This is a genomic window from uncultured Arcticibacterium sp. (assembly GCF_964021845.1).
GTDB lineage: Bacteria > Bacteroidota > Bacteroidia > Cytophagales > Spirosomataceae > Arcticibacterium.
In genome coordinates, this window is sequence record NZ_CAXHZC010000001.1 from 176,987 (window position 1) to 200,437 (window position 23,451).

Annotated in this window: 23 protein-coding genes and 1 tRNA gene; 14 read left to right on the forward strand and 10 right to left on the reverse strand. The window is 37.6% G+C overall.

What is annotated here, in order from left to right; translation table 11 throughout:
* The first annotated feature begins 7 nt into the window (after positions 1–7).
* From AADJ06_RS00690 to AADJ06_RS00700, 3 genes are all read left to right on the forward strand, one after another.
* A complete protein-coding gene (locus tag AADJ06_RS00690) occupies positions 8–1,759 on the forward strand; it encodes a M43 family zinc metalloprotease (protein ID WP_341224463.1) in 1,752 nt (583 codons plus the stop codon).
* A gap of 111 nt (positions 1,760–1,870) precedes the next feature.
* Entirely contained in the window at positions 1,871–2,755 is an 885-nt protein-coding gene (gene dapA, locus AADJ06_RS00695; protein ID WP_341224464.1) for a 4-hydroxy-tetrahydrodipicolinate synthase, read from the forward strand.
* 1 nt (position 2,756) lies between these two features.
* Positions 2,757–3,335 (forward strand): phosphatase PAP2 family protein, encoded by a 579-nt coding sequence (locus AADJ06_RS00700; RefSeq protein ID WP_341224465.1) that lies wholly within the window; start codon positions 2,757–2,759, stop codon positions 3,333–3,335.
* A gap of 143 nt (positions 3,336–3,478) precedes the next feature.
* On the opposite strand, the gene AADJ06_RS00705 is transcribed toward AADJ06_RS00700, so the two are convergent.
* The 4 genes from AADJ06_RS00705 to thrA are packed head-to-tail and all read right to left on the reverse strand — an operon-like array spanning position 3,479 to position 8,508.
* Positions 3,479–4,582 carry a Gfo/Idh/MocA family oxidoreductase gene (locus AADJ06_RS00705; RefSeq protein WP_341224466.1) on the reverse strand — a complete coding sequence of 368 codons (1,104 nt, stop codon included), beginning with the start codon at positions 4,580–4,582 and terminating at the stop codon, positions 3,479–3,481.
* Positions 4,579–5,097, reverse strand: a complete 519-nt coding sequence (locus AADJ06_RS00710) for a GNAT family N-acetyltransferase (RefSeq protein WP_341224467.1) — start codon at positions 5,095–5,097, stop codon at positions 4,579–4,581. The genes AADJ06_RS00705 and AADJ06_RS00710 overlap by 4 nt, the downstream gene beginning before the upstream one ends.
* Positions 5,098–5,103: 6 nt before the next feature.
* Complete coding sequence (locus AADJ06_RS00715; protein ID WP_341224468.1) at positions 5,104–6,036, reverse strand: homoserine kinase; 933 nt, start codon at positions 6,034–6,036, stop codon at positions 5,104–5,106.
* Positions 6,037–6,048: 12 nt separating this feature from the next.
* Positions 6,049–8,508, reverse strand: coding sequence for a bifunctional aspartate kinase/homoserine dehydrogenase I (thrA, locus tag AADJ06_RS00720; protein ID WP_341224469.1), 2,460 nt, complete (start codon positions 8,506–8,508; stop codon positions 6,049–6,051).
* A 221-nt stretch (positions 8,509–8,729) separates the two neighbouring features.
* On the opposite strand from thrA, the gene AADJ06_RS00725 reads away from it, so the two are divergent.
* Entirely contained in the window at positions 8,730–9,035 is a 306-nt protein-coding gene (locus AADJ06_RS00725) for an autorepressor SdpR family transcription factor (protein WP_341224470.1), read from the forward strand.
* Here AADJ06_RS00725 and AADJ06_RS00730 read toward each other — a convergent pair.
* Positions 9,032–10,285, reverse strand: coding sequence for an aminotransferase class V-fold PLP-dependent enzyme (locus AADJ06_RS00730; RefSeq protein WP_341224471.1), 1,254 nt, complete (start codon positions 10,283–10,285; stop codon positions 9,032–9,034). The two genes, AADJ06_RS00725 and AADJ06_RS00730, sit on opposite strands and share 4 nt — an antisense overlap.
* A gap of 157 nt (positions 10,286–10,442) precedes the next feature.
* Positions 10,443–12,968: a BamA/TamA family outer membrane protein gene (locus tag AADJ06_RS00735; protein ID WP_341224472.1), complete on the reverse strand. Its 2,526-nt coding sequence runs from the start codon at positions 12,966–12,968 to the stop codon at positions 10,443–10,445.
* Positions 12,969–13,048: 80 nt separating this feature from the next.
* Here AADJ06_RS00735 and AADJ06_RS00740 point away from each other — a divergent pair, with 80 nt between their 5' ends.
* Positions 13,049–13,777 carry an RNA methyltransferase gene (locus tag AADJ06_RS00740; protein WP_341224473.1) on the forward strand — a complete coding sequence of 243 codons (729 nt, stop codon included), beginning with the start codon at positions 13,049–13,051 and terminating at the stop codon, positions 13,775–13,777.
* A gap of 1 nt (position 13,778) precedes the next feature.
* Here AADJ06_RS00740 and pdxH read toward each other — a convergent pair whose 3' ends face one another.
* Positions 13,779–14,438 carry a pyridoxamine 5'-phosphate oxidase gene (pdxH, locus tag AADJ06_RS00745; protein ID WP_341224474.1) on the reverse strand — a complete coding sequence of 220 codons (660 nt, stop codon included), beginning with the start codon at positions 14,436–14,438 and terminating at the stop codon, positions 13,779–13,781.
* Between the two features lie 68 nt (positions 14,439–14,506).
* Between pdxH and AADJ06_RS00750 the strand changes: the two genes are divergently transcribed.
* From AADJ06_RS00750 to AADJ06_RS00785, 8 genes are all read left to right on the forward strand, one after another.
* Entirely contained in the window at positions 14,507–16,627 is a 2,121-nt protein-coding gene (locus AADJ06_RS00750) for a DUF349 domain-containing protein (RefSeq protein WP_341224475.1), read from the forward strand.
* Between the two features lie 132 nt (positions 16,628–16,759).
* Positions 16,760–16,832: transfer RNA gene (locus AADJ06_RS00755), tRNA-Thr, on the forward strand.
* Between the two features lie 222 nt (positions 16,833–17,054).
* Complete coding sequence (locus tag AADJ06_RS00760; protein WP_341224476.1) at positions 17,055–17,738, forward strand: hypothetical protein; 684 nt, start codon at positions 17,055–17,057, stop codon at positions 17,736–17,738.
* 47 nt (positions 17,739–17,785) lie between these two features.
* Positions 17,786–18,100, forward strand: a complete 315-nt coding sequence (locus AADJ06_RS00765; protein ID WP_341224477.1) for a helix-turn-helix domain-containing protein — start codon at positions 17,786–17,788, stop codon at positions 18,098–18,100.
* A gap of 95 nt (positions 18,101–18,195) precedes the next feature.
* Complete coding sequence (locus AADJ06_RS00770; protein ID WP_341224478.1) at positions 18,196–18,555, forward strand: hypothetical protein; 360 nt, start codon at positions 18,196–18,198, stop codon at positions 18,553–18,555.
* On the forward strand, positions 18,548–18,832 hold the full coding sequence (locus tag AADJ06_RS00775) for a hypothetical protein (protein WP_341224479.1): 285 nt from the start codon (positions 18,548–18,550) through the stop codon (positions 18,830–18,832). Before AADJ06_RS00770 ends, AADJ06_RS00775 begins: the two co-directional genes overlap by 8 nt.
* Before the next feature lie 53 nt (positions 18,833–18,885).
* On the forward strand, positions 18,886–19,104 hold the full coding sequence (locus AADJ06_RS00780) for a hypothetical protein (RefSeq protein ID WP_341224480.1): 219 nt from the start codon (positions 18,886–18,888) through the stop codon (positions 19,102–19,104).
* Positions 19,105–19,124: 20 nt separating this feature from the next.
* Complete coding sequence (locus AADJ06_RS00785; RefSeq protein ID WP_341224481.1) at positions 19,125–19,457, forward strand: hypothetical protein; 333 nt, start codon at positions 19,125–19,127, stop codon at positions 19,455–19,457.
* Positions 19,458–19,467: 10 nt separating this feature from the next.
* Here the strand turns inward: AADJ06_RS00785 and AADJ06_RS00790 are convergent, their stop codons facing one another.
* Genes AADJ06_RS00790 through kduI form a run of 3 tightly spaced genes read right to left on the reverse strand, consistent with a single transcriptional unit; the run spans position 19,468 to position 22,318 of the window.
* Positions 19,468–20,646, reverse strand: a complete 1,179-nt coding sequence (locus AADJ06_RS00790) for a DUF4861 family protein (RefSeq protein ID WP_341224482.1) — start codon at positions 20,644–20,646, stop codon at positions 19,468–19,470.
* Between the two features lie 16 nt (positions 20,647–20,662).
* Positions 20,663–21,454 (reverse strand): gluconate 5-dehydrogenase, encoded by a 792-nt coding sequence (locus AADJ06_RS00795; RefSeq protein WP_341224483.1) that lies wholly within the window; start codon positions 21,452–21,454, stop codon positions 20,663–20,665.
* A 21-nt stretch (positions 21,455–21,475) separates the two neighbouring features.
* Complete coding sequence (kduI, locus tag AADJ06_RS00800) at positions 21,476–22,318, reverse strand: 5-dehydro-4-deoxy-D-glucuronate isomerase (RefSeq protein WP_341224484.1); 843 nt, start codon at positions 22,316–22,318, stop codon at positions 21,476–21,478.
* Between the two features lie 105 nt (positions 22,319–22,423).
* Between kduI and AADJ06_RS00805 the strand changes: the two genes are divergently transcribed.
* Positions 22,424–23,443, forward strand: a complete 1,020-nt coding sequence (locus tag AADJ06_RS00805; protein WP_341224485.1) for a LacI family DNA-binding transcriptional regulator — start codon at positions 22,424–22,426, stop codon at positions 23,441–23,443.
* Positions 23,444–23,451 lie beyond the last annotated feature (8 nt).

Genomic DNA, 23,451 nt, shown 5'->3' on the forward strand with positions numbered 1-23,451 from the left:
TTACTCCATGAAGACATATTGGATTAGTGCCTTTATGGTGCTAATGGCTTCATATATTGATTCTTATTCCCAATCTCAGCCTTGTGCTACTGATTTTAAGCATATGGACTTGCTTAAAAGTTCAGTGTCTTATCGATCTAGCTTTGAATTAAATGAAATTCAAATAGACAACTTTATTCAAACTCAAAAAGGAGTCCGAGTTTCTTCTACTCCTGAAGTTACGTATAAAATTCCCCTAGTAGTACATGTATTAGAACCTGATGTTTCTGCATCCATCATGACTGATAAGGAAATTGAGGGGATGATTTCAAGACTAAATAATCAGTTAAGAGCGGGTGAAGGATACGGAGATAGTCAAAATATTAATATTGAGTTTGATCTAGTTCAAAGAGGTCCTGACTGTGAAGCCACCACAGGAATTGTTAGGGTTGATATGAGTACGGAGACATCGTATGTTGAGCATGGTGTAGCTTCTGCTACGGCAAATGGAATACCTGAATTGGTTGCAAAATCTAAATCTAACTGGGGAAATGTTAATTATTATAATCTTTGGATAGTAAATGAAATAGATAGTCAAAAAGGAAATGGTGTGATTGGTTTTGCATATTTTCCGGGTGCTGGAGCTGAGTTGGATGGAGCTCTTATGATAGCGGACCGATTAAAAAGTGAGAATAGTACACTGCTTGCTCATGAAATTGGCCATGCATTAGGTGTTTATCATACTTTTAATGGCTCTGGCGGTTCAGAGGAAGAGGGTTTTTCATGTACTTCTAACGCCAGCCCTACTATCCAAGGAGATAGATGTGCCGATACTGAACCAATGCATTATGGAGGTACCTATATCAGTAACGGGCTTTTTGATTGCACTAAAGGCTCTGACGAAATAAATCCTTGTACAGGAAATCCTTATGGAGATTTGTTTAGAAATATCATGAACTATGTTCCTGATGAGTGTGCAGTACTTTTCACGGCAGACCAAAAAGATAGAATGCGAGGGACTTTAATAAAAGCACGTAGTTCTTTGCTTAGGTCAAATGCACTGAAAGAGGCTCCAGTGGTAGCCATGGCAAAGGCTTGTTATCCAACAGTAGGAAATAAGGCTGACCGTTATTTCGGCATTACCTCGTTTGATTTTGATGAACAAATAGTTTCAGAGAGTGGCAGCGTTTCACAAGATGGCTATTTTAGCATAGATAATAGCTGCTATAAACAGGCGGAGGTTAGTCCAGATATTACTTATCCGGTGGTTATAAAGACTAAGAATTCTAATTACGTCAAGGTTTATATCGACTATAATAATGATGGCGACTTTGAAGATGTGGGAGAAGAAATAGGCAGTGGCTATAGTTATCCTAACAAAACCTTCGCGTTTGATTATACGGTGCCAGTTACCGGCGTTTTAACAAATCAAGAATTAAGAATGCGGGTAGTTTGTGACCCTTCGTCGCAATTAAGTGCTTGTAATTTGCCTGGAAATAGCCATAATGGTTCGGGTCAATCTGAAGATTATGGTATTAAGATAAATTACTCCGCAGCACGTACAGAACCTTGTCCAGCCAATATTAGCTTAAATGGGCCCGTAGATAACTTAAACTCAGGAACAAAATTATTTCAAAGTTCAGTCAGTATTACCGCTGTTAATAGAATTACAGGAGGGCGAACCATACTGGATGGTGGAGCTATGGTAGTTTTAAAACCAGGCTTTGAAGTAAGCGGAGGTGCAGTTTTTACGGCCCAAATTGAGGGTTGTGTGAATTAATTTGTTCTTGCACCTGTCAAAGCTGAACTTTTTTAAAAGCGTTTTCCTCTTTATTAAGTGCAATTAATTGACGTATTTTGCGGCTTCTAATTTTATAGGATTCGCAATTTTATGAGTAATAGTTTGAGAGGTGTTGGAGCTGCCCTAATCACTCCGTTTAAAGAAGATTTAAGCATTGATTTTGAATCTTATAAAAAATTGATAGCCTATGTTTCAGAGGAAGGTTGTGATTACCTAGTGGTAAATGGTACTACTGGCGAATCTGCAACTACTACACTTTCTGAAAAAACAGAACTATTAGCCTTTTCTAAGGCAAATAACCCTAATAACTTACCTATAGTATACGGTTTGGGTGGTAATAATACTGCTCAAGTTTTAGAAAACATATCAAAGACAAATTTTGATGATGTTGACGCTATTTTGTCGGTATGCCCATATTATAATAAACCTTCTCAGGCAGGTATTATAGCTCACTTTAAAGCCATTGCTGACGCTTGTCCTGTCCCTGTTATTCTATATAACGTGCCAGGTAGAACTGTTACGGCTATTGATGTAGATACTACTATTGCTTTAGCAGCTCATCCTAATATTATTGCTCTTAAAGATGCGTCTACTTCTATGGACCAAGCCATAGATTTAAGCAAAAGAGTACCAGCTGATTTCCTTCTTTTATCTGGAGATGATAATTTGGTTACACCACAAGTTTCTTTAGGCTACCAAGGTGTTATTTCTGTAATAGCAAATGGCTTTCCAAAAGAGTTTCATGAAATGACTTGGGCTGCTTTAAATAATAATTTTGAGGCTTCTGCGGCTTTACAAAGACGCTTTCATATTTTCGATGACTTACTTTATAGAGAGTCAAATCCCGTAGGAATAAAGAAAGTATGTGAGATAAGAGGCATTTCTCATGCTCGTGTAAGACTCCCTTTAGTAGAAGCGAGTGAAGGTTTAGGACAGCTTTTAGAAAAAGCAATGAAGTCTGAAGGATTTCTTTAAGATGAAATGGATTGCTTTTTCCTTTTTTCTTCTTTTCAATTTGAATGCTTTTGGGCAAAATATTGAAGAAAAGTGGGTGTTGAAATGGAATCAAGAACGAAATATAAGCAATGACGATTTTTTCTTAGGCCTATCGCAATCTGCAGATTATGTGGCTATTGCTACACCGATAAGTATTTTAACCGCAGGCTTTATTAAGCAAGATGATTATTTAAAACAAAAGGGTTTGCAGTCTGGGATTGCAGTACTGGGTACTTATGGAATAGGCTACATTCTAAAGAAAACTATCAAAAGAGAACGTCCTTTTAGTCAATTAGAAGGAATAAATCCTATTCAATACAAAGATGGTTTTTCTATGCCTTCAGGGAGCACTTCAGTTGCTTTTGCATCGGCTACTTCTCTTACGGTCACTTTTCCTAAATGGTATGTGGCTGTTCCTGCTTTTGGCTATGCTGGTGCCGTGGGTTATGCCAGAATTCGTTCGGGCGAACATTATCCTTCCGACGTTTTACTTGGAGCTGTTTTGGGAGCAGGTTCTGTATGGGTCTCAGGTAAGCTAATGAAGCTTATTAATAAATAAACTACCAACAATAATTCAGTATTGATACCCTGAAGGGGTATAAAATGAATAGAATTCATTGATAAGATTATTCAAGTAAATCTATTTGGCGGGGTTTTGGCCTAGAAAAGCCAAAATCATGACAAATGTTTAAATGACTCTCCCTACAGCTCAGAAAGTAAAATAGTCCTTCCTTCTTTAGCCGAAATCATAGCGGCTTGCAATATTTCCATCACAGTCATATTATTATCCAAACTTGATAAGTCCGACTTTGACATTTTTGCTTCATTCCTAATTACGGCGATCATATACGCGAAAGGGTCATTAAAAGGAGCTTTTCTTTCTTCTAGCATATATTCCTTTGAGCCGTCTTTCTCGTTCTTCATTATCTCTAGGTCATGCCTATTGTTAGCTTTTAAAAAGCCTTTTTCGGTATAAACTTCCATGTCTTTTCTGTTATAGTTCCAGTTCCAGCTCGCCTGAATAATACTTTGCGAATTAGGATAAGTAACTATAATGGTAGCTTCATCATCTACTAAAGGATAAATATGTGGTTTAAGCTGCTGAGTTACAGCGGTAACGCTAATTGGTTTTTCATTTGGGTGTAACCAAGTAGAAAGGTTTGCTCCGTAACAGCCAAAGTCTGTCAATGCTCCAGCACCATTATAGTAAGGGTCTGTTAACCATGCTAAAAACTCTATATTACATCCGATTTCCTGAGGACCAGGATGCCCGTCATGAATTACCATTTTTCTAATTTGACCGAAAATTTCTTTTTCATCAGTCAAAATTTCTTTGATTTTATGATTACTAGGATACCATGTAGTCTCATAATTTGTCAAAAGCTTAATTTGATACTGCTTAGCTAAAGCTTCCATTTTTCTGGCGTGGTCTAAATTCACTGCCAAAGGCTTTTCCACCATAACATGTATTCCTTTTGGGGCTGCTTTTTCTACCACTTCCAAATGCCCTCTAATGGTATTAAAAGCACAAATAGCTTCGGGGTTTGTGTTTTCCAGCATTGTGTCAATATCATCAAAAAGTATATCTAGCGGTAGATTATGCTGTTTGAAAAACCTTTCAGCGAGTTCTTTGTTTGGCTCGGCTACGCCAACTAAGTCAAAGTCACCGTCACTAGCTCTTTGCAATACCCAATGAACATGTGTATGCGTCAAACCTACTACGGCTATTTTCATTGGTTCTTTTTGAGCTATTGCCGTATTGAAACATACCGTTAGGAGTAGGAGGGCTATTACTTTATTTATCATAGGGTAGGTCTTTTATTCCAAGAAATTCTTTGTACTAAAATACTGTTTCCTTTCGGGAATTCCTCCATGTATTCTTCTTGAAAACTGCCACCTATTTTATAGTAGAAGCTCTTGGCTGGCTCATTTTTAGAAAGCACAGTTAGATAAAGTTGGTCTTCAGGAGTCATTTCAAATACCCAATCAAAAGACTTTTGCATTAATATCAGGCCTATTCCTTTTCCTTGGTGAGAACTTAATACATGTAAATTATCTAATAAAGCCCCATATCCTGATGAGTGATGAAGATAAATGCATGAAAATCCAATGATTTTATTTTGGTCAAGGGCGAGTATAATTCGCTGATTAGCATTACTTTTTTTTAACCTTTCTTTCCAAATCGCTAAACGGTCAATGTCAAGCTTCTCCGTCAATAAGTAATCGGGTACTATTCCCTTATAATGCTTTTTCCAGCTTGAAGCATGTATTCTGGCTATTTCTTTATAGTCATTTTTGGATGCTTCGCGGTATGTAATCATGAGATTTTAGTCCAGTATTTTAGGACCATTTTGGTTGACACCTGAGACAAATAGGTTGGTGTGTATTCCGGCAGCCGCAAATACAGCTTTCATAGCTTCCCCCACTTTATCTGCCATTTCTTTGCCTTGGCTAAAAGCAAAAATAGAAGGCCCAGCTCCAGAAATACTAGCCCCTAAGGCACCTGTTTCTAAAGCAGCTTGTTTTACCTCATTAAAGTAAGGTATAAGTATGGCTCTGTTGGGTTCCACCAAATAATCAGTCATAGAGCGACCTATCAGCCCATAATTAGAACTCATAAGTCCAGCCACCATTCCAGCCACATTTCCTGTTTGAGCTATTATCTTTTTCAAAATAGCTTCTTGCCTAAGAATAATACGAGCATCTTTAGTATTCACCTCCAAATCTGGATGAACGATACTGACGTAAAGCTCATCTGGCGTGTTGATTTTGATAAAATCTAAAGGCTCATAGCTTCTAATGATAACAAAACCACCTAATAGGGCAGGTGCTACATTATCGGCATGTGCCGCTCCACAAGCCACACGTTCACCTTCCATGCTAAATGGAAGTAAATCGCTTATGTTTAAAGGCTTATTTAATAATTCATTTGCCGCAAATACACCAGCCACAGAGCTGGCAGAGCTACTGCCTAAACCACTGCCCAGAGGCATTTTTTTATTCAAAACAATGTCAAAACCGGTCTTGTTTTGAATCTTATCTAAATATCTAAGTATAGGTACGGAAACAGTGTTTTTTTCTGGGTCGTACGTTAGTTTTCCTTCGTCACCAGTGATTTCTTGAATCACTATTTTGTCGTCACTCCTTTTGGTAAGAATAACTTCGTCGCCAGGATTGTCCACAGCTAATCCGAAAATATCGAAGCCACACGATACATTGGCCACAGTGGCAGGAGCGAATATTTTGATACTTTCTGACAAGGGATTATTGACTTAATTTAATGAAGAACTTAAACTGATAATATCGGCAAAAACACCCATGGCAGTTACCTCAGCACCTGCTCCGGGGCCTTTTACTACTAGCGGGTTGGTTTTGTACCTACTGGTGGTAAAGCTAATAATGTTTTCTGAGCCAGCTAAATTATAAAATGGGTGGTTTTTGTCCACCGTTTCTAAAGCTATAGAGGCTTTGCCATTTTTAAGTTTGGCGATGTACCTTAATACCTCTCCTTTGGCTTTGGCGTCATTAATAAGCTTTTCAAAAGTGGCATTTTCTTTATCTAACTCTACATAGAAGTCTTCCACAGAAGATGCTGCCATACAGTTTTCGCTTAAAAGTGGGGTTAGTTCTACATCACTTGGCTCTAATTGTAAACCTGACTCACGAGCTAGAATTAATATTTTTCTGGCTACGTCCATTCCGCTAAGGTCTTCGCGTGGGTCTGGCTCGGTATAACCCATTTCTTTGGCCTCTTTTACCACGTCTACAAATTTCTTGTCAACGTCAAAATTGTTAAAGATATAAGCCAACGTTCCAGACAAAACTGCTTCAATTTGGTGAATTTCATCACCGCTGTTAATTAGACCTTGAAGCGTATTAATGATTGGCAAACCAGCACCTACGTTTGTCTCATAAAGAAACTGCACGTTTCTGGTATTGGCTATTTTCTGAAGTCTATCATAATCAATTTGAGAACCAGAGTTGGCTACTTTATTAGGAGTGATGATAGAAATATTGTTCTCTAAAATTCCAGCGTAATGCTGAACAATGTCCTTATTGGCAGTAGAGTCAACAAAAACAGTATTTGGTAAGTTTAAGTCTTTAACGTCAGAGATAAACTCGCTCAAATTGGCCTTTTCGCCATTCTCATTCAAGTTCTCTTCCCAATTTTCTAATGCTAAGCCTTCTGAGTCAATCATCATTTTGCGGCTATTTACTAGACCTACAATTTTGATGTTGGTGTTCTTGTGCTTCTTTAAGTAAGCAGCTTGGTTCTCAATTTGACTCAAAAGTGTTTTTCCGATAAGCCCAGTAGGCCCCACCAAAAATACATTTAAAGTGAAACCGTCAATTTCAAAGAAACGCTCATGAATAGCGTTTAATGCTTTACTAATGTCTTTTCTGTTTATCACAATAGAAATATTAAGCTCGGACGACCCCTGTGCTATTCCTACCACATTGATACCATTTTGACCTAAAACAGAGAATAATTTCCCTGATGTTCCGGAGCTTGACTTCATACCTTCACCTACCACTGCAAGGATAGATAAATTAGGCTGTACATTTATTTTGTCAATATCACCACTTTCAATTTCAGACTGAAAACCTGCGTTTATTAGGGTTTCCACTTGGCTAGCATCAGATGGGTTAATTGCAAAACAAATGGAATGCTCTGAAGAGGCCTGCGAAATAAAGATAACAGAAATGTTATGGTCTGCTAAAATGCCAAAGACTTTGGCCGAAGTTCCGGCTACGCCAATCATGCCATTTCCTTCTAGATTAACTAAGGCAATCTCATCAATTGAAGAAATTCCGGTAATAGAGTAAGGCGTACTTCTGCTCACCTTAGAAACCGTGGTTCCAGGATGCTCAGCATTGAAAGTATTTAAGACTTTAACGGGAATTTGCTTCAGGAAGGCAGGCGTTAAGCTAGGTGGGTAAATCACCTTTGCACCAAAGTGCGATAATTCCATAGCCTCTGCATAAGAAATATCAGGAATAGTGAATGCGTTTTTAACCTTTCTAGGGTCAGCAGTCATCATTCCGTTTACGTCAGTCCATATTTCTATAACTTCCGCATCTAAAGCCGCTCCAAAAATAGAAGCTGTATAATCAGAACCACCCCTACCTAAAGTTGTGGTTACTCCTTTATCATTTGAAGCTACAAACCCCGTTACGCATAAAACGCCACTGTTTTCAGCCGCAAATTCTTGAATGTTCTTATTGGTAAGTTCTGTTTGAACAGAAGCGTTATTGAAATTACTATCTGTTTTTATCAATTTTCTAGCATCAACAAAAGTGGCGTCAATCCCTCTTTTATTAAGTGTGGTAGAAATTATGGTGGTAGATAGTCTTTCTCCAAAGCTCAAAAGTAAGTCCATGGTACGGGGTGAAATATCTTGTATTAAAGATATGCCACGAAGGAGGTCTTCAATTTCATTGAAAATTACCTTGACCTTAGCTATAAGTTCACTTTGTTGTTTAACATCTATCAGCCTTCTAATGGCATTAAAATGTCTTTCTTCTACCGAGTGAAGGTGCTCCATGTATTCCGTTTCATCTTGGGCGGCCATCTTGCCTATTTCTATGAAACGATTGGTAACACCACCCATGGCAGAAAAAACCACGGCTACTTTATTACCTTTTGATACATTATTTTCAATAATTGCTAGAACCTTAGCGATACTCTCTACTGTACCTACCGATGTTCCTCCAAATTTTAAAACCTTCATTCTACCTTAATTCGAAATGTTGAAACTGATTTTTCAGTTTTTCTTTATTTATATAAAGGAAAGCTAAACGGCTGCAAATATAATGATAATGCTTTCTTTGAAGCTATGCTTTGGCTTGCCTTTTTCTATTGATTTCAAGCTTCGTTCTAAAGCTTTTTTGTTTTTTAATGAATTAATTCGATATTTGGCTAATTGTTTCTAACGCTTTCCTAAAAAAAATAATGATTACCACTACATTCAAAGCCTTGAATGACGAGACCCGTAGGTCAATTCTTGAAATCTTAAAAGATGGAGAAAAGTCAGCAGGTCAAATTTCAAACGAATTTAATATTTCAAAGCCAAGTATATCTCATCACTTGGATTTACTAAAGCAAGCTAGCCTTATTAAGGCTAAGAAAAGAGGGCAGTTTATTTATTACTCGCTCCAAACCAGGTCTTTAGAGGAGGTGTTTAAATGGTTTGTTCAGTTTAAACCTGACCAAGCAAGACATTTAAACAAACCGAAAATTCGCTTAGGCGTGGCCTAAGTGGTTAAAGCCTCTTTAGTGAATTTTAAGAAATCGTCTAACTGCGTTTTTGAGTTATAAATATGGGTAGATATTCTGATGGCATCTAGTTTGCTTTCAGGTACTACCCTTATTCTAAAACCAGCTTTTGATGCCTTTTTAGAGAATTCCCTGTATTCTAAGTTTTTAGGTTTAAATGTTACCATGCATATTCTTGACTCAGGTTCTTTTGGTGTTAAGATATCTAGGTAGCCGTTTAATTCTTCTAAACCAGCATATAGATATTGAGATAATTCTCTAACTCGCTTTTCAACTTTGTTTTTTCCTAAAGCCATATGGTATTCGGCAGAGGCTGCTGCTCCTGCATAAAGCGGAGTACTTTGTGAACCGTAGTCATATCTATGAGCTGTAGGGTTATAAGCAGGGAAGGAGGGAGGTGTGCTGTATAAATCCCAGCCATTATCAGAGTAGGCTCCCACTTGAATGGCCTGAATTCTGTCCAAATGTTCTTTTTTTAAGTATAGAAATCCCGAACCATTTGGGCCAAGCATCCATTTATGACAACTAGTAGCGTAGCTGTCACAGCCTAATTCTTTATAGTTAATGTCAAAAGTTCCTGTGCCGTGTGCACCGTCTATGGCAGTGAAAATTCCTTTTGGTCTGGCAAAGTCTGCTATTTCTTTGACAGGGTAAACCTGACCTAAGGTACAGCTAATATGCGGTACGGTGATAACTTTGGTTTTGGAACTTACTAAGTTCTTTATTCTTTCTAAAGTTTCATCTGCTGTGGCCGCAGGCTCAAAAGTTTTAAGTTTTATACCATGAAGTTTTGCCCTATTTAACCATGGTAATGCATTGCCTACGTGCTCATGTAAGCTAATAATTACTTCATCATCTTCTTTTAGGTCTAATCCCCAACATACAATATTAATACCTTCTGTAGTATTATGTGTCAAACTGATTTCTTCTTCACTTACACCCACAAATTCGGCTAAGACTTTACGGTATTTGTCGGTATGGCCATATTCTCCAGAGGTGTTTGTTTTGTCTAAAGAGGTTTTAATAGCATCAAGAACAGTACTAGGTGAGGGACCAAATGTGCCATTATTTAGGTAAACACGATTGTCCGTCAATGGGAAACCCTTTCGTACATTATCCCAGAAAGTTTCTTCTGATGTAATATTTGATGGCTTAATAGTTTGACCTGTTGCTTCTATGGCTGCTAGTCCAAGGCCTAATTGACCAAGGAAAACTCTTCTGTTTGATTTCATAGCCAAAAAGTAAGGAATGAATGCCTATTTAAAAAACGCTTCGTCTACTTGATTCGAATTATCCGAATTTTGTACAATTATATAAGGCAAATGAGCAAGCTGTTGTTTGAATCTGTTGTTATTTACTTTTGATTCCGAATAATTAATGGGTTTTCCCTTAGAAAGGGTATCCTATACCAAGGTTGAAGTTAAGTCCGTAGCTGCTATTTCTTTTGAGTGTAAACTCATCGAGTACAAATCGGTCGCCTTGGTCTCTAGATGGGTCCATAACTTTTATACCCCAGTCAAATCTAAATTGGAAATAGGAGAGGTCATACCTTAATCCAAAACCTGTGCCTACGGCAAATTCCTTGTAAAATCGATTGAAATCGAAATTAGCTTTGTCTTTCTTCGCTTCTGTTTCTATTTGATGCCATTTCCAAATATTACCAAAATCTAGAAAAGCAGCTAGCTGAATATCTCCAAAGAATCGGGCTACCTTCTTTCTTATTTCTATGCTTCCCTCCAGCAGTATGTCGCCAGTTTGAGGGATTATGTTTCCACTGGCTGTATCAGGTAAAGCAGAACCTACCCCCAAGGCACGTGGAGACCAGGCTCTAACAGAGTTACTACCACCTATAAAGAAGTTCTTTTCGTATGGTAAGGACTTATTTCCATAAGGATTTGCCACCCCTACATTTAATCTGTATGCTAAACTGGCTGATGGTGCCAGATTGACGTAGCGTCTGTAATCTACATTTATTTTTATAAACCTAAAGTACTTTCTCACTGTGTCAGGCGAATTGAAATCTTGACGTAATGGAAGTAGTTTTTCTATAAAACCGATACGGTCTTTATCTTTTTGGAGGTTGAGTAAAGTTCCTCCAGACTCTACAAATACTCTCAGAAACTTAGAACTTGCGTAAGGCTCTTGTAAGTTTTGGTCGTTATAAACGTAGGAGGCGTTTAGACTACTCACAAACTGTGGGTCAAACGTCGTCTTTAAGTTGTTTCCTAAAGCTTCCTGCTCCAGCAGGCTATTATAAAAACTTAGACCAGCTTCATCATTTAAGTTGTAGTTGGTATTGATAAGGTTGGCGTCTAAAAGCGATAAGAAAACAGTGGTAAATCGGGTTGGCTGCCAGCGGTAATTGCTATTTAGTCTAAAATTTAGTCTGTTTCCCCAGAAAGGTTCGGAGTAGTTAAATCCAGCACCAAGCTGCGTTCTTGGGTTTTTTAATCGCAAGCGTTCAATGTCTTTCCCTAAAACAGTAATGTTTGGAAAGGTCATACTGACATTAGTGCCTATTTCCCAGCTACCACGCACATCCGTAGTGCCAAGGGGCGATGGCTGCCCTTCTCTAAAAACACGTCCAGAAGCCTCAAAAATCTCTAGCTTTTTGATAAGATTCCTGGCGGTCAAGGTTACGGGTACACCAAAACCTAAGAAGCCAGAACTACCATTATAAACATGATTAAGCCCTGGGCCGGTACTAATGGAGTATTTCTGTAATTGCGGAGCAAAGTACTCTAAACTTACTTCTTCATTATTAATAGGATTAATTTGAGAACTAGCAAACGAAAATTGATTTAAAAGACCAATTTGTCTTTGAGTTTCAGAAACTTCATCAATGTTATAGACAGTCCCAGGCCTTGAGATAACCTTCTTGTCTAAGATTTTCTCAGGAATGCCGCTATTAAGGGTGATGTACTTTACTTCGTTAATTAAAACGGTATCTGCTTTGTTTGAAATGTTGACAGCATACGGGTCAAATCCTTTGAAAACTACCTCTTTTATAGCATAACTTTTATGAGCGTCAGCGTTTGGAGGGTTTAAAACGGTGAATCTAAGGTTTCCTCTTTTTTTAGCGTAAAACTCTTCTTCAGAATAGTTGGCATTGATGGCCTCGTGTACTATAAACTGATTTAGGAAGTTGTAGTAGCCCTTTTGCTTCGCCAATAATTCTATTCTAGCTTTCTCGGCTTCTACTTTTTGTATGTCAAACAAATCGCCGACTTTAATAAGTTGCTCACTTTCGTGGGCAAAAATCAAGCTATCTAGTTTTGGGTCAAGAACTTCATAAAAAACAGTGTCAATAACGTAACCCTTACCTTCTTTAACTAGGTAAGTTAGTTTTGTCATGTCAGACCCTAGAGGTTTGTCCATGGCGTAAGACACTTCTGCATCTTTATAACCACGGTCTTTTAGGTATTTTTCTAAAATCTTAGATGTGTTTTCAGCTTTTGAACTACTGGTAATGGCCTGCGGCTCGCCAATGTTTCTCCATAGCCATGAGTTTTCAGAAGCAAGATTTTCCTCTGTCTTTCTTATTTTCCTTCTAAAGCGTTGTTTAATACGTTCGGTTTTGGCGTCCGCAGTGAATTCTTCAGGGTAGTTTTTTAATTGACCTTCGTATTTTTCAAGTTTTCTTTTTTGTTTAACTGGATTAAACTGATTTAAGCCAAAATTATAAAACCAGACTCTCGGTGTAAACTGAATCCAAGGGATATTAAGCGGTTTATTATTAGGTCTTTGGTTAAGCGGAATCAATGTGGCTAGCTCTTCGCTATGCACTTTGGTATTGCCTTTGAAATCTTGCTCTCCTAGCAAAACTTCATTCTCTTTTAGCTGAACTTTATGGCTGCAAGACAGCAAAAAGCTAGAAAAGAGTGTGAGCAATATGAATTTAAAAAATGTTTTCAATACCTTTCGAATGCCGATTCTTTTAATAATCGGGGAGGACTTTATTAATTTAGGTTTAGAACGAACTACGGCTCAGAAAAGTGAATGGACTAAGTAAACAAAAGCAAAAATACATTCAATCGCTACATATTAAAAAATACCGACAGCAATTCGGTCATTTTATAGTGGAGGGACAAAAGTCTTTGGAAGAGCTGGCTAAGTCTGATTTTGATGTAAAAGAGGTATACCTTACAGAAAAAGGAAGTGAGCTACGTATAACTAATGCCGAAATAAACCTCTGTTCTGAAAAGGATATAGAGAAGGTTTCCTCCTTTAGAAGTAATAATTATGGGGTAGCTGTGGTGGCTTGTAAGCCGAATTTAAAGCCTACTGTTAAGAAGGAGTGGGTACTAGCTTTGGATGAAATACGCGACCCAGGGAATTTGGGTACTATAATAAGAATAGCAGATTGGTACGGAATTAATAAGATTATATGCTCAGAAAATACTGTGGAGCTTTATAATCCAAAAGTGATTAGTTCTACCATGGGCTCTTTTGGCAGGGTTAATTGTTTTTATACCAACCTTTCGGAGTATTTGACAGAGCTAAATTTACCTGTTTATGGAGCGTACCTGAACGGTCAGAATATACATCAACTAAGTTTTCCTGAAAGTGGTGTATTATTAATGGGTTCAGAATCACATGGTATTTCAGCTGAATTAAAGGAAACGGTAAGTAACAAAATTACAATTCCAGCTTTCGGGAAAGCAGAATCATTAAATGCTGGTGTAGCTACAGCGGTAATACTAGATAATATAAGGCGGTCTTAAATCAAGGACTTAGTCTTTCGCTTTGCCAATTATTCTCTTTTTTACTAAATAGAATGCGATCATGCAACCTGTTTTGACGGCCTTGCCAAAATTCTATATGAGTAGGCTTTAACCTGTAGCCACCCCAATGTGGGGGCCTTGGGATTGGGTTTACGTTTTTGTATTTCTCTTCTAATTGAGCATTTTTTTCTTCTAGCACAGTTCGGTCTTTTATAACGGTACTTTGATTACTTACCCAAGCACCTATTTGACTAAGAATTGGTCTAGAATGATAATATTCGTCAGACTCTTCTTCTGAGACTTTTTCAATAACACCTTCAATTCTTACCTGACGCTGTAGTGCATCCCAAAAAAAAGTCATGGCTGCATTTGGGTTATTTTCTAGTTCTGTACCCTTGTGACTTTGATAATTTGTAAAAAAAACGAAGCCATTTTCGTCAAAACCTTTGAGTAGAACCACCCTTGCAGTAGGTTTTTCATTACGAATGGTCGACAAAACCATGGCGTTGGGTTCCTTAATTTCGCCAGATTTGGCCGCTTCCATCCAATCAAAGAAGAGAGAAAAGGGCTCAGAGCCAATGTTTTGCTCCAAAAGCTCGTCTCTATTGTAATTTACACGTAAACCCGATAGATTATTCTGTTTAGTCGACTTTCCAACCATTTTCTTCTTATTGGTGTATTATTAATAAATTGCAGTCGCAAATATATAGAATCATTTTACCTTAAAACATGATGTCTGACAACAACACTCCTTTAGATAACGGAAGTGCCGAGAAAGATTTTTCGGATGAAAACAAAAAAGATATGAATACGAAAGAAGAGAACGCTGGGGAAGAAGTAGAAAACAAAGGATTAGAAACTACACCTGAAGAGAAAGTGGTAGAAGAGGTTTCTGCAGAAGTAGTGGCGGAGCCTGAAATAGTAAAAGAACCAGAAGTAGTAACTGAGCCGGAAGTGGTAGTGGTAGAGACACCAGTAGTTTCTGAAACAGTAGCTGAAGAGTCAAGCCCGGCGGAGAGCCCTAAAGCATCTGAGGAAGACATTGAAGAAATAGAAGACGATGAAGCCGAACATTTCAGTTCTGACGATATCGATGTTGACAAGTTTGACAAAAAGGACTTCGTGGATTTAGCTGAAAAAATGCTAGAAGCGATTTCTAAAAGTTCTGTCAATGTAAATGATGTGAGAAATGTTGACTCCGTTTATAAAGAAATAAGAGCGGCTTATGACGAGATTCATGGAGCAGAGGTAGACGAAGCCAAAGCGGCATATGTAGCTAGCAATGGCAATGATGAAGGTTTTGCTTTTAAGAATGATAATTACGATATAAGATTTGAATCTTTAATGATTCAGATTAGAGATTCTAAAAATGCATTTTTTAGAAATCTTGATGCTTTGAAAGAAGACTATTTTGAAAGGAAAACTAACCTCCTCCAGAAGTTAAGAGAGGTAGTGGATGAAGAAGAGAAAGGTGGGTCAAAAGAAAACTGGGAAGCTTTTAAGGCTGTTCAAAATGCATGGCGTGATGCAGGAAATGTAAACTCACCACATAATGGAAGTTTATGGTCGGCTTATAATGCTTTGCTTGATAGATATTTTGATATCAGAAGTATCCAAAATGAGTTAAAAGAACTTGATCGTAAAAAGAATCTCGAAATAAGAGAGGAATTTGTCGTTAAAATAGAGGAGATAGCTGCTAGCCTTAAAGACCAAGAGCTAACCAGTAGTTTACTTAAAAAGGCGAATGAGTACCTTAATGAGTATAAGCAAACTGGTCCTGGTCCAAGAAAAGAGCAAGAGGTTCTTTGGGAACGTATGAAAGCTGCTTTTGATATCATTTATGATAAAAGAAGAGGGCAGAATGAGGAGAATGAACAATTGATGGGTGAGGTTTTTGCGGCCAAGTCTTCTTTGGTTGAAAAATTAAAGCCTTATGCCAATTTTGATAGTGATAGAATAAACGATTGGAACGCAAAGACAAAAGAAGTTCAAGAGATTCAGGAGCAATGGACCAAATTAAAGGGGCCAATGCCGAGAGATAAAGCTAGAGACACGAGTAAGCTTTTCTGGAAACTTTTGAAAGATTTCTTTAAAGCAAAGTCTGCTTTCTTTAATAAATTAGAAGCAGAGCGTAAAGTGAACCTAGATGCTAAAGAAGGCTTATGTAAGCAAGTGGAGGCTTTAGTAGAAGCTGGTGACGTTTCTGCAGATAATACCAACACAGTCATTAATCTTCAGAAAGATTGGAAAAACTACGGTCACGTACCTCAGAAATTTAAAGATTCTATTTATAAGCGTTTCAAAAAAGCTTGTGATGCATTCTTTGATTTGAAAAGAGCGGAAGGCAGTGAGAAAGAGAAAGAGTATGTGGCTAACCTTAAAGCAAAAGAGGAGCTATGTGCGGTGATAGAAGGCGAGATAAAAGACAAGAAGACAGATCTTACAAAACTGGCGGCTTACAAGAAGCAATATGGTGAACTGGGCTTTGTGCCTAGGAAAAGTATGGATAGCATTCAGAAGCGATTTGTGGAGGCGATAAACGCCTATGTGCTTAGCTCCTCAGATATAGACAAGGATGAGAAAGATAAGCTGATGCTAAAAAACGAAGTGGAGGTTACGCTGAAAACTGGCGGCAACCCTCGTGCTTTAGAGCGTCAAGAAAATGATCTAGTTAGAAAGCTTAGAACTTTTGAAGATGAGGTGACTCAATTAAAAACAAATATCGAATTTTTTGGTAGGTCTAAAGGAGCAGAGAAAATCAAGGCTGAATATCAAAAGAAGATAGAAAAGGCTGAAAATGAAGCCAGTAAAATAAAGGAAAAGCTGAACCTAATAAGAGAGGTTTCTTAAGAGGAAAAAAAGTAAAAGAAAATGATGTTTTTTTTGCCAGAAAGCTTGCAGGTTAAAAATGTCAATACTACTTTTGCATCACTTTAACGGAAACACAAAGATTCTTTCTTTAAAATTCCTTTAAAAAGAGAGGCCTCTTTAGCTCAGCTGGTAGAGCAACTGACTTGTAATCAGTAGGTCATTGGTTCGATCCCGATAAGAGGCTCAGTTATAAAGACTTCATAATCAATAGATTGTGGAGTCTTTTTGTTTATATGCCTTTTTGCTTTTTTTGGGCAGGTTGCAGAACAAGTTGCAATACAAATCCGCCGACTCCTCCCTTTCCTTTTATCATTTCGCTGCAGTTTTGGTTTAATTGATTTCCTAAACTTACGATAATTTATTTGTTATTATTTGTTATTATGATAATAACATTTATATTTGTGGTATGAAATCACACAAGTTTACAATCTTCCCATTCTTAAATACCAACATCGCAGCTGCGTCAAATGGTGACTTATTCCCTTTGTATTATAGGTTAACATATATGCGTAAGAATACTATGCTCCGAAGTTTTAGTAAGGGAGTTTATGCCGATTTAGAGGGTCAAGAAATTGAGACTGTTATTGAGACAGAAAGTCAAGATATTAGGGCTTTGATGGCTTTACTTACGGAGATGTTTACTGAGCCTTATGATCTGCCAGGAATCAGGGTTAAATATGAGGTGGCACAAACGTCTGTTTTGGAAACTATAGACCAAAATATTAGAGATGTCATATCTGAAAATCTTAAAAGTGTTCAAAGTGAATTTGGCGTAGCTGTTCATGTAGGTGCCTACACTGATGATTATCCTCTCTATGTTTTAATGAATGCCATTGAGAAATTGATGCCAAAGGAGGTTGAACATGTTTTTGGCGGTTCGGAATCTTATCTAAACTATCTAGAGGACTGGTTAGAAGTTTACCCCTTGGGCGTACAACAGCCTAGGATAATTGATTGGCTTGATATCTCACAAATCGATAAGCAATTTTTAAAATATCTAAGCGGGAGATATGATTCAGAGGAGAAGGTAAAGGAGATTATGGAAGGTATTTTCAATTTAATAATTACTAAAATTAATATGCCTATGTAGACACACCCAATGTTTTTTTTTACACATACACTTAACACCACGCACTTATGAAAGCATTAGTTTTAAATGGGGTCGAAGTTGATGACCTCTTAGCGGAAATCCGTCACATTGTTCAACAGGAAATGCTTCAGAGCAGTAGTTCAGAGCAGCAAGAGGAAGTAGAATGGCTTGACATCAAGCAAGCTTCTACTTTCATTAAGAAAGCCACGCAAACTGTTTATCAGTATTGCTCCAAGGACTCTAAGTCAAGTATTCCGCATTATAGGAAATACGGAAAGCTTTATTTTAAAAAGGCAGAATTAGAAGACTGGTTAATGCAAGGGAAACGAGGAGGAAATTCGCAAGATAACTCCTGGAAGTAAACCTTTCGTGATTTCGGTTTCTAAAAACTAACGGATTTAAATCGTTTTAAAACGATTTGAATCCGTTAGAACCGCTAAAAATAAAGCAACATACAATGAAAAATATAACATGCAAAACATGTCATCAGGTAGTATATGGACGTAATAACCAAATTTACTGTTCACAAAAATGTAAGAATGCATTTCATAATGATAATTACAGGAAGAGGCATAGGAAAGCCCTAAATGCATTGAAGCAAATAATGGCTAATGCTAAGAAAATAGAAAGCCTTTACAGGCGGCATGGTAGTATAGTCTTAAAGAGTAAGTCTTTTGTCGAAAAAGGTTTAGACCCCGCTTTTACCAATTCGAATAGGAGGGATGGAGTTTTTGAATTTGATGACTGGCTACTAAAGGAAATAGGAGAAGATGCGTATATGATAATACCACCAATAACTTTTAATGAAAATGAATGACAATCTTATTAGTTTTCAGAATTTGAATGAGTCTTATAAGATAAGACAAAGCCTCTATGGCGTATGGTCATCAGAAAGTAAACTTAAAGCGAAAACAGGCGGCAACTCTTTTTGGACTGTTTTTGGAGTAGTTCTATTAATGTTTGGAGCTTTTTTGATAGGTTTATTTTGGAAGGAATTCTTTGACTCAGATGAAGACATTTCTGTAGAAGAGAAGGATGCTGAAAAGAAGCTTAAGAATGGTGGAAATAGCTCCGTAGTAGAAATGAATTATTAGCTTATCTTTGATATTTGAGAACCCAGATTTTATATAAGCCAAGAAGACCCTAGATGAACAAGAAGTCCCTCACCGAAAGAGACATCTGTACTAAGTTTATAAACCCTGCCATAAAGAAAGCAGGCTGGGATATGATGCGGCAGGTTAGGGAAGAGTATTTCTTTACGGACGGCCGTGTGATAGTGCAGGGTAAGCTTAGCACTCGTGGACAACGAAAAAGAGCGGACTCTATCTGCTATTTCATAAATCAAATAACCCTATTGCGGTTATAGAGGCCAAAGGCAATAATAAGTTGGTAGGTGCTGGGATGCAGCAGGCTTTGGATTATGCCGATATTCTTTATGTTCCTTTCGTGTTTACGAGCAATGGAGATTCCTTTGTTTTTCACGATAAAACATTGACCGAAGGTGAAGTAGAAAAGGAAATAAGTCTGGACGATTTTCCTTCGCCTGATGAACTTTGGGATAAGTACAACAACTTCAAAGGTTTGGCGGCTGAGCCTATGCGTAAATTAGTGAAGCAAGACTATTTTGTAGATGGTAGCGGCATGTCGCCCCGATATTACCAACAAAACGCCGTAAACAGAACCGTAGAAGCCATTACCAAAGAACAAGACCGGATTTAATTCGTCATGCTTACTTTAGCAGAACCTTAACCACTAAAGGGGTATTTACTTGATTTGAAAAGGCTTCTAAATAGCTTTCCCACTCTTTTTGGTTTTTGAACTGCCCACTTTCTTCCCACGTAAAGCCAGCATAATAAACCACTTTATTATTATCAACTTTCATATGAGCATAAGCGTTGCTTAAGTCGGCTGTCTCAACATCATACTTTTCAAATCCTAAAAAGGTATTTTGAGGAACCACAATGGCCGTTGCTAGCTCAGAATCAGCATGTGGTTGCCAATAGCTCACCCAGGCGTTATCATTATTTTCCTTTAACTCACCATCTTTTTCGTGCAGTGTCAATCCTGCCGAAAGTGTGTCTGTTCCAGATATAGTTACCTCAAACTTTGATAAGTTACTACCAAGGTCAAGGCTTATAATTTTCGATTCTTTAATTGGGTTTCCATCTACATCCCAATCGCCTATTTCTAAGTAGAAACTAGTACGTATAGGACCTGTAGTAATGGTTCTCCATTTGGTGTAGTTTTTTGAAAAATAGTATGAATTACCTTTTTTAATAGCTACTCCACCTACACCTCTACTCTGACCTACATGAAAATTATCCAAACCTTCGCCCGAATCTAAATGATAGGCACCTTGGTTCTCCATCTCTTTTTTATACCAATTGTTGATGATAGAATATTCTACTTTTTTAAGCCAAGCATCCACTCCACTAGAAAGTGTACCACCTGGGATATTTTCTTCAATCATCTGCTGAGCACGTGGCCCATACATTCTGAACGCAACCTTATTATTTTCCCAGGTATAATCGTCCGTTCTTTCTGGTACAAACCTAGAATAACACAACTCTTCTGCTTTTGGCCTTTCAGCATCTGTTACATTAACTAGCTCATAAACTTTCTCAGAATTGCCTGCAATTTTTGGCTGAAATAAGATGTCGTCTATAATTGCGTCGCCATCATTATCCACCAATTGCGTTTGCTGAAGCTCTCCTGTTTCTTTATCCTTAATTCCAACGGTAGAAAGGTCTTCCATATTCAGGTCTGATTTACTTAAAACTACTGTCTCAAAAGTCCTTTCAAAACCAAGCTCATTTTTAATTTTAACTGTGGTGACTTTTTCTTTTAGAACACAAGAGTCGAGTAATAATACGCCTAATACAAATACGGTGAAGTTGATAGATTTCATTCTAATGTCTTTATAATTATTCATTGGCTGGTTTTCCAATAGTTGCCAGAATTCCGCCATCTACATAAACCACATGACCATTTACAAAATCGCTTGCTTTAGAACTTAAAAATATGGCTGCACCTTGTAAATCCTCTGGGTCGCCCCAACGTGAAGCCGGTGTTCTTTTGATGATAAACTCATTAAAAGGGTGTCCGTCATCTCTTATTGGTGCTGTTTGACTTGTAGCAAAATAACCTGGTCCAATTCCGTTGGTTTGGATGTTAAATTTCGCCCACTCCGTCGCCATACTTTGCGTCAGCATCTTTAATCCACCTTTTGCGGCAGCATAAGCACTTACGGTATCTCTTCCTAATTCGCTCATCATAGAGCAGATATTGATAATTTTTCCGCCGCCTCTGCTAATCATGCCTTTTACCACATGTTTAGAAACTATAAAAGGCCCTACCAAATCCACATCTATTACTGCTTTAAAGTCAGCCACTTCCATATCAACTATTGGCGTTCTTTTAATAATTCCGGCATTGTTGACCAATATATCTATTGGCCCTACTTCCGTTTCAATTTTAGCCAAAGCGGCTTTTACAGCATTTTCATCTGTTACATCAAATAGGCTTCCGTAAGCATCAATACCCTCTTTTTTGTATTCCAGCACGGCGTCATCTAGTTTCTGCTGTGATGAACTTCCGTTTACTATAATTTTGGCACCTGCATTCCCTAATCCTTTGGCCATGGCCATACCCAAGCCGTGAGTGGCACCAGTTACCAAAGTTATTTTACCTGTTAAATCGAATAGTTTTATTGACATGATATTTCCTTTAAAAGCTTATTACTTCAATTCATTTATTTTGCAATGATCCATGTCAGCATAGTCCAAATTTTCACCTGCCATTCCCCAAATAAAACTGTAGCTACTAGTACCTGAACCTGAATGAATAGACCATGGCGGCGATATTACTGCCTGATTATTTCCTATCCAGATATGTCTAGTTTGCTGTGGCTGACCCATAAAATGACATACAGCTTGGTCTTCTGCTACTTCAAAATAGAAGTAAACCTCCATTCTTCTATCATGCACGTGAGCAGGCATTGTGTTCCAAGAACTTCCTGATTTCAGGGTGGTCATTCCCATTTGTAATTGACAAACATCCACCACACTGTTAACTATATACTTTCTTAAAGTACGTGCATTTGCTGTCTCGGGAGAACCCAATTGGATAACCTCAACGTCATCTTGACCAATTTTCTTTATCGGAAATGATTTATGAGCAGGCGTAGAATTCAAATAATACATAGCAGGTTCTGTTGCCGAATCACTCGAGAACACTACTTCTTTATTTCCTTGGCCTACATATAAGGCTTCTTTGTTTTTCAATTTATAAGAAGTACCATCCACACTTACTGTTCCAGCACCACCTACATTTATAATTCCAAGCTCTCTTCTTTCAAGAAAATAATCTGCCTTTAAGGCATCAATACTCTCCAGCTTTAAGGCTGAAGTAGTAGGAACTGCACTTCCAGTTATAAATCTATCAAAATGAGAATAGATCAAGTTTATCTTATCCTCTTCCATTAAATTATCAATTAAGAATTCATCTCTTAATTTATCGGTATCATAACTCTTAACATCTTGTGGAGAAGCGGCGTACCTAGCTGTATAATGTGTTTTCATCCTTTTGTTTTTTGTAATTGATGCGTAAAGGTATAAAAATGTTTCAAAATACAATCGATTGGCTTTTATAGTTTACTGTATATTTGTTGCACATTTAAAAGGCGAATGGATACAGGTAAGGTAACGATACATGACATAGCAAGACGATTAAACATTGACAGCTCAACGGTTTCGCGAGCTTTAAATGACAGTCCTAGAGTGAGTCAAAAAACCAAGGATAAAATCTCGGAAATGGCTCAAAGTATGGGTTATCAGCGTAATCTGATGGCGTCTAATCTGCGTAAAAATGTCTCCAATAGCATTGGTGTGGTGGTACCTCGAATTTCAAGACATTTCTTTTCTTCTGTTATTCAGGGCATTGAAGAAACAGCTTATAATACGGGGTACAGTGTTTTCATCTGTCAATCTTTAGAAGAACTAGAAAGGGAACGAAACATTATAAAAACATTGGTAGCGAATAGAGTGGATGGTGTTTTGATTTCGATATCTATGGAAACTTCAAATTATGACCATTTTCAACTCTTAAATAAGCAAGGCGTGCCCTACGTTTTTTTCGACAGGCATTGTGATATTGTAGGCAATAATAACGTCATTATAAACGATTTTAAAGGAGGCTATGATGCCACGAAACATTTAATATCAAAAGGCTGTAAAAGCATTATTCATTTTTCTGGCCCGGGACATTTAGAGATTTACAAGAATCGTTTAGGTGGTTATAAAGAGGCTTTAATAGACAGTGGTTTTCCATTTAAAGAGGAACATGTTATCAGTTCTAAATTAATGGAAAGTGACGGCATAGGCATTATAAAGAGCTTATTAGAGAAGGGTGTTGAGTTTGACGGTATTTTTTGTGCCAATGATCACGTGGCCATTGGAGCTATAAAATTTATGAATAATTTGGGAATAAAAATTCCTGAGGAGGTAGCCATAGTGGGGTTTAACAACGAACCTGTTTCTAATGTAATTACCCCTTCTTTAACTACTATTCACCAGCCTGGTTTTGAAATGGGAATTAAGGCTGCCGAATTGCTAATTAAGAATATGAAAAATCAAAATGGTATATTCACTTCTGAAACCATTATGATGGATACCAACCTTATTGAACGTAATTCATCACGGAGATGATTTAAGCT

Coding starts and splice junctions, on each gene's coding strand:
- thrA (WP_341224469.1), bottom strand. CDS start 8,508: ATGAAGGTTTTAAAATTTGGAGGAACATCGGTAGGTACAGTAGAGAGT.
- AADJ06_RS00790 (WP_341224482.1), bottom strand. CDS start 20,646: ATGAAATCTATCAACTTCACCGTATTTGTATTAGGCGTATTATTACTC.
- AADJ06_RS00760 (WP_341224476.1), top strand. CDS start 17,055: ATGAAATCACACAAGTTTACAATCTTCCCATTCTTAAATACCAACATC.
- AADJ06_RS00750 (WP_341224475.1), top strand. CDS start 14,507: ATGATGTCTGACAACAACACTCCTTTAGATAACGGAAGTGCCGAGAAA.
- AADJ06_RS00710 (WP_341224467.1), bottom strand. CDS start 5,097: ATGATTACATACCGCGAAGCATCCAAAAATGACTATAAAGAAATAGCC.
- AADJ06_RS00795 (WP_341224483.1), bottom strand. CDS start 21,454: ATGTCAATAAAACTATTCGATTTAACAGGTAAAATAACTTTGGTAACT.
- AADJ06_RS00770 (WP_341224478.1), top strand. CDS start 18,196: ATGAAAAATATAACATGCAAAACATGTCATCAGGTAGTATATGGACGT.
- AADJ06_RS00730 (WP_341224471.1), bottom strand. CDS start 10,285: ATGAAATCAAACAGAAGAGTTTTCCTTGGTCAATTAGGCCTTGGACTA.
- AADJ06_RS00780 (WP_341224480.1), top strand. CDS start 18,886: ATGAACAAGAAGTCCCTCACCGAAAGAGACATCTGTACTAAGTTTATA.
- dapA (WP_341224464.1), top strand. CDS start 1,871: ATGAGTAATAGTTTGAGAGGTGTTGGAGCTGCCCTAATCACTCCGTTT.
- AADJ06_RS00690 (WP_341224463.1), top strand. CDS start 8: ATGAAGACATATTGGATTAGTGCCTTTATGGTGCTAATGGCTTCATAT.
- AADJ06_RS00805 (WP_341224485.1), top strand. CDS start 22,424: ATGGATACAGGTAAGGTAACGATACATGACATAGCAAGACGATTAAAC.
- kduI (WP_341224484.1), bottom strand. CDS start 22,318: ATGAAAACACATTATACAGCTAGGTACGCCGCTTCTCCACAAGATGTT.
- pdxH (WP_341224474.1), bottom strand. CDS start 14,438: ATGGTTGGAAAGTCGACTAAACAGAATAATCTATCGGGTTTACGTGTA.
- AADJ06_RS00775 (WP_341224479.1), top strand. CDS start 18,548: ATGAATGACAATCTTATTAGTTTTCAGAATTTGAATGAGTCTTATAAG.
- AADJ06_RS00725 (WP_341224470.1), top strand. CDS start 8,730: ATGATTACCACTACATTCAAAGCCTTGAATGACGAGACCCGTAGGTCA.
- AADJ06_RS00765 (WP_341224477.1), top strand. CDS start 17,786: ATGAAAGCATTAGTTTTAAATGGGGTCGAAGTTGATGACCTCTTAGCG.
- AADJ06_RS00705 (WP_341224466.1), bottom strand. CDS start 4,582: ATGATAAATAAAGTAATAGCCCTCCTACTCCTAACGGTATGTTTCAAT.
- AADJ06_RS00700 (WP_341224465.1), top strand. CDS start 2,757: ATGAAATGGATTGCTTTTTCCTTTTTTCTTCTTTTCAATTTGAATGCT.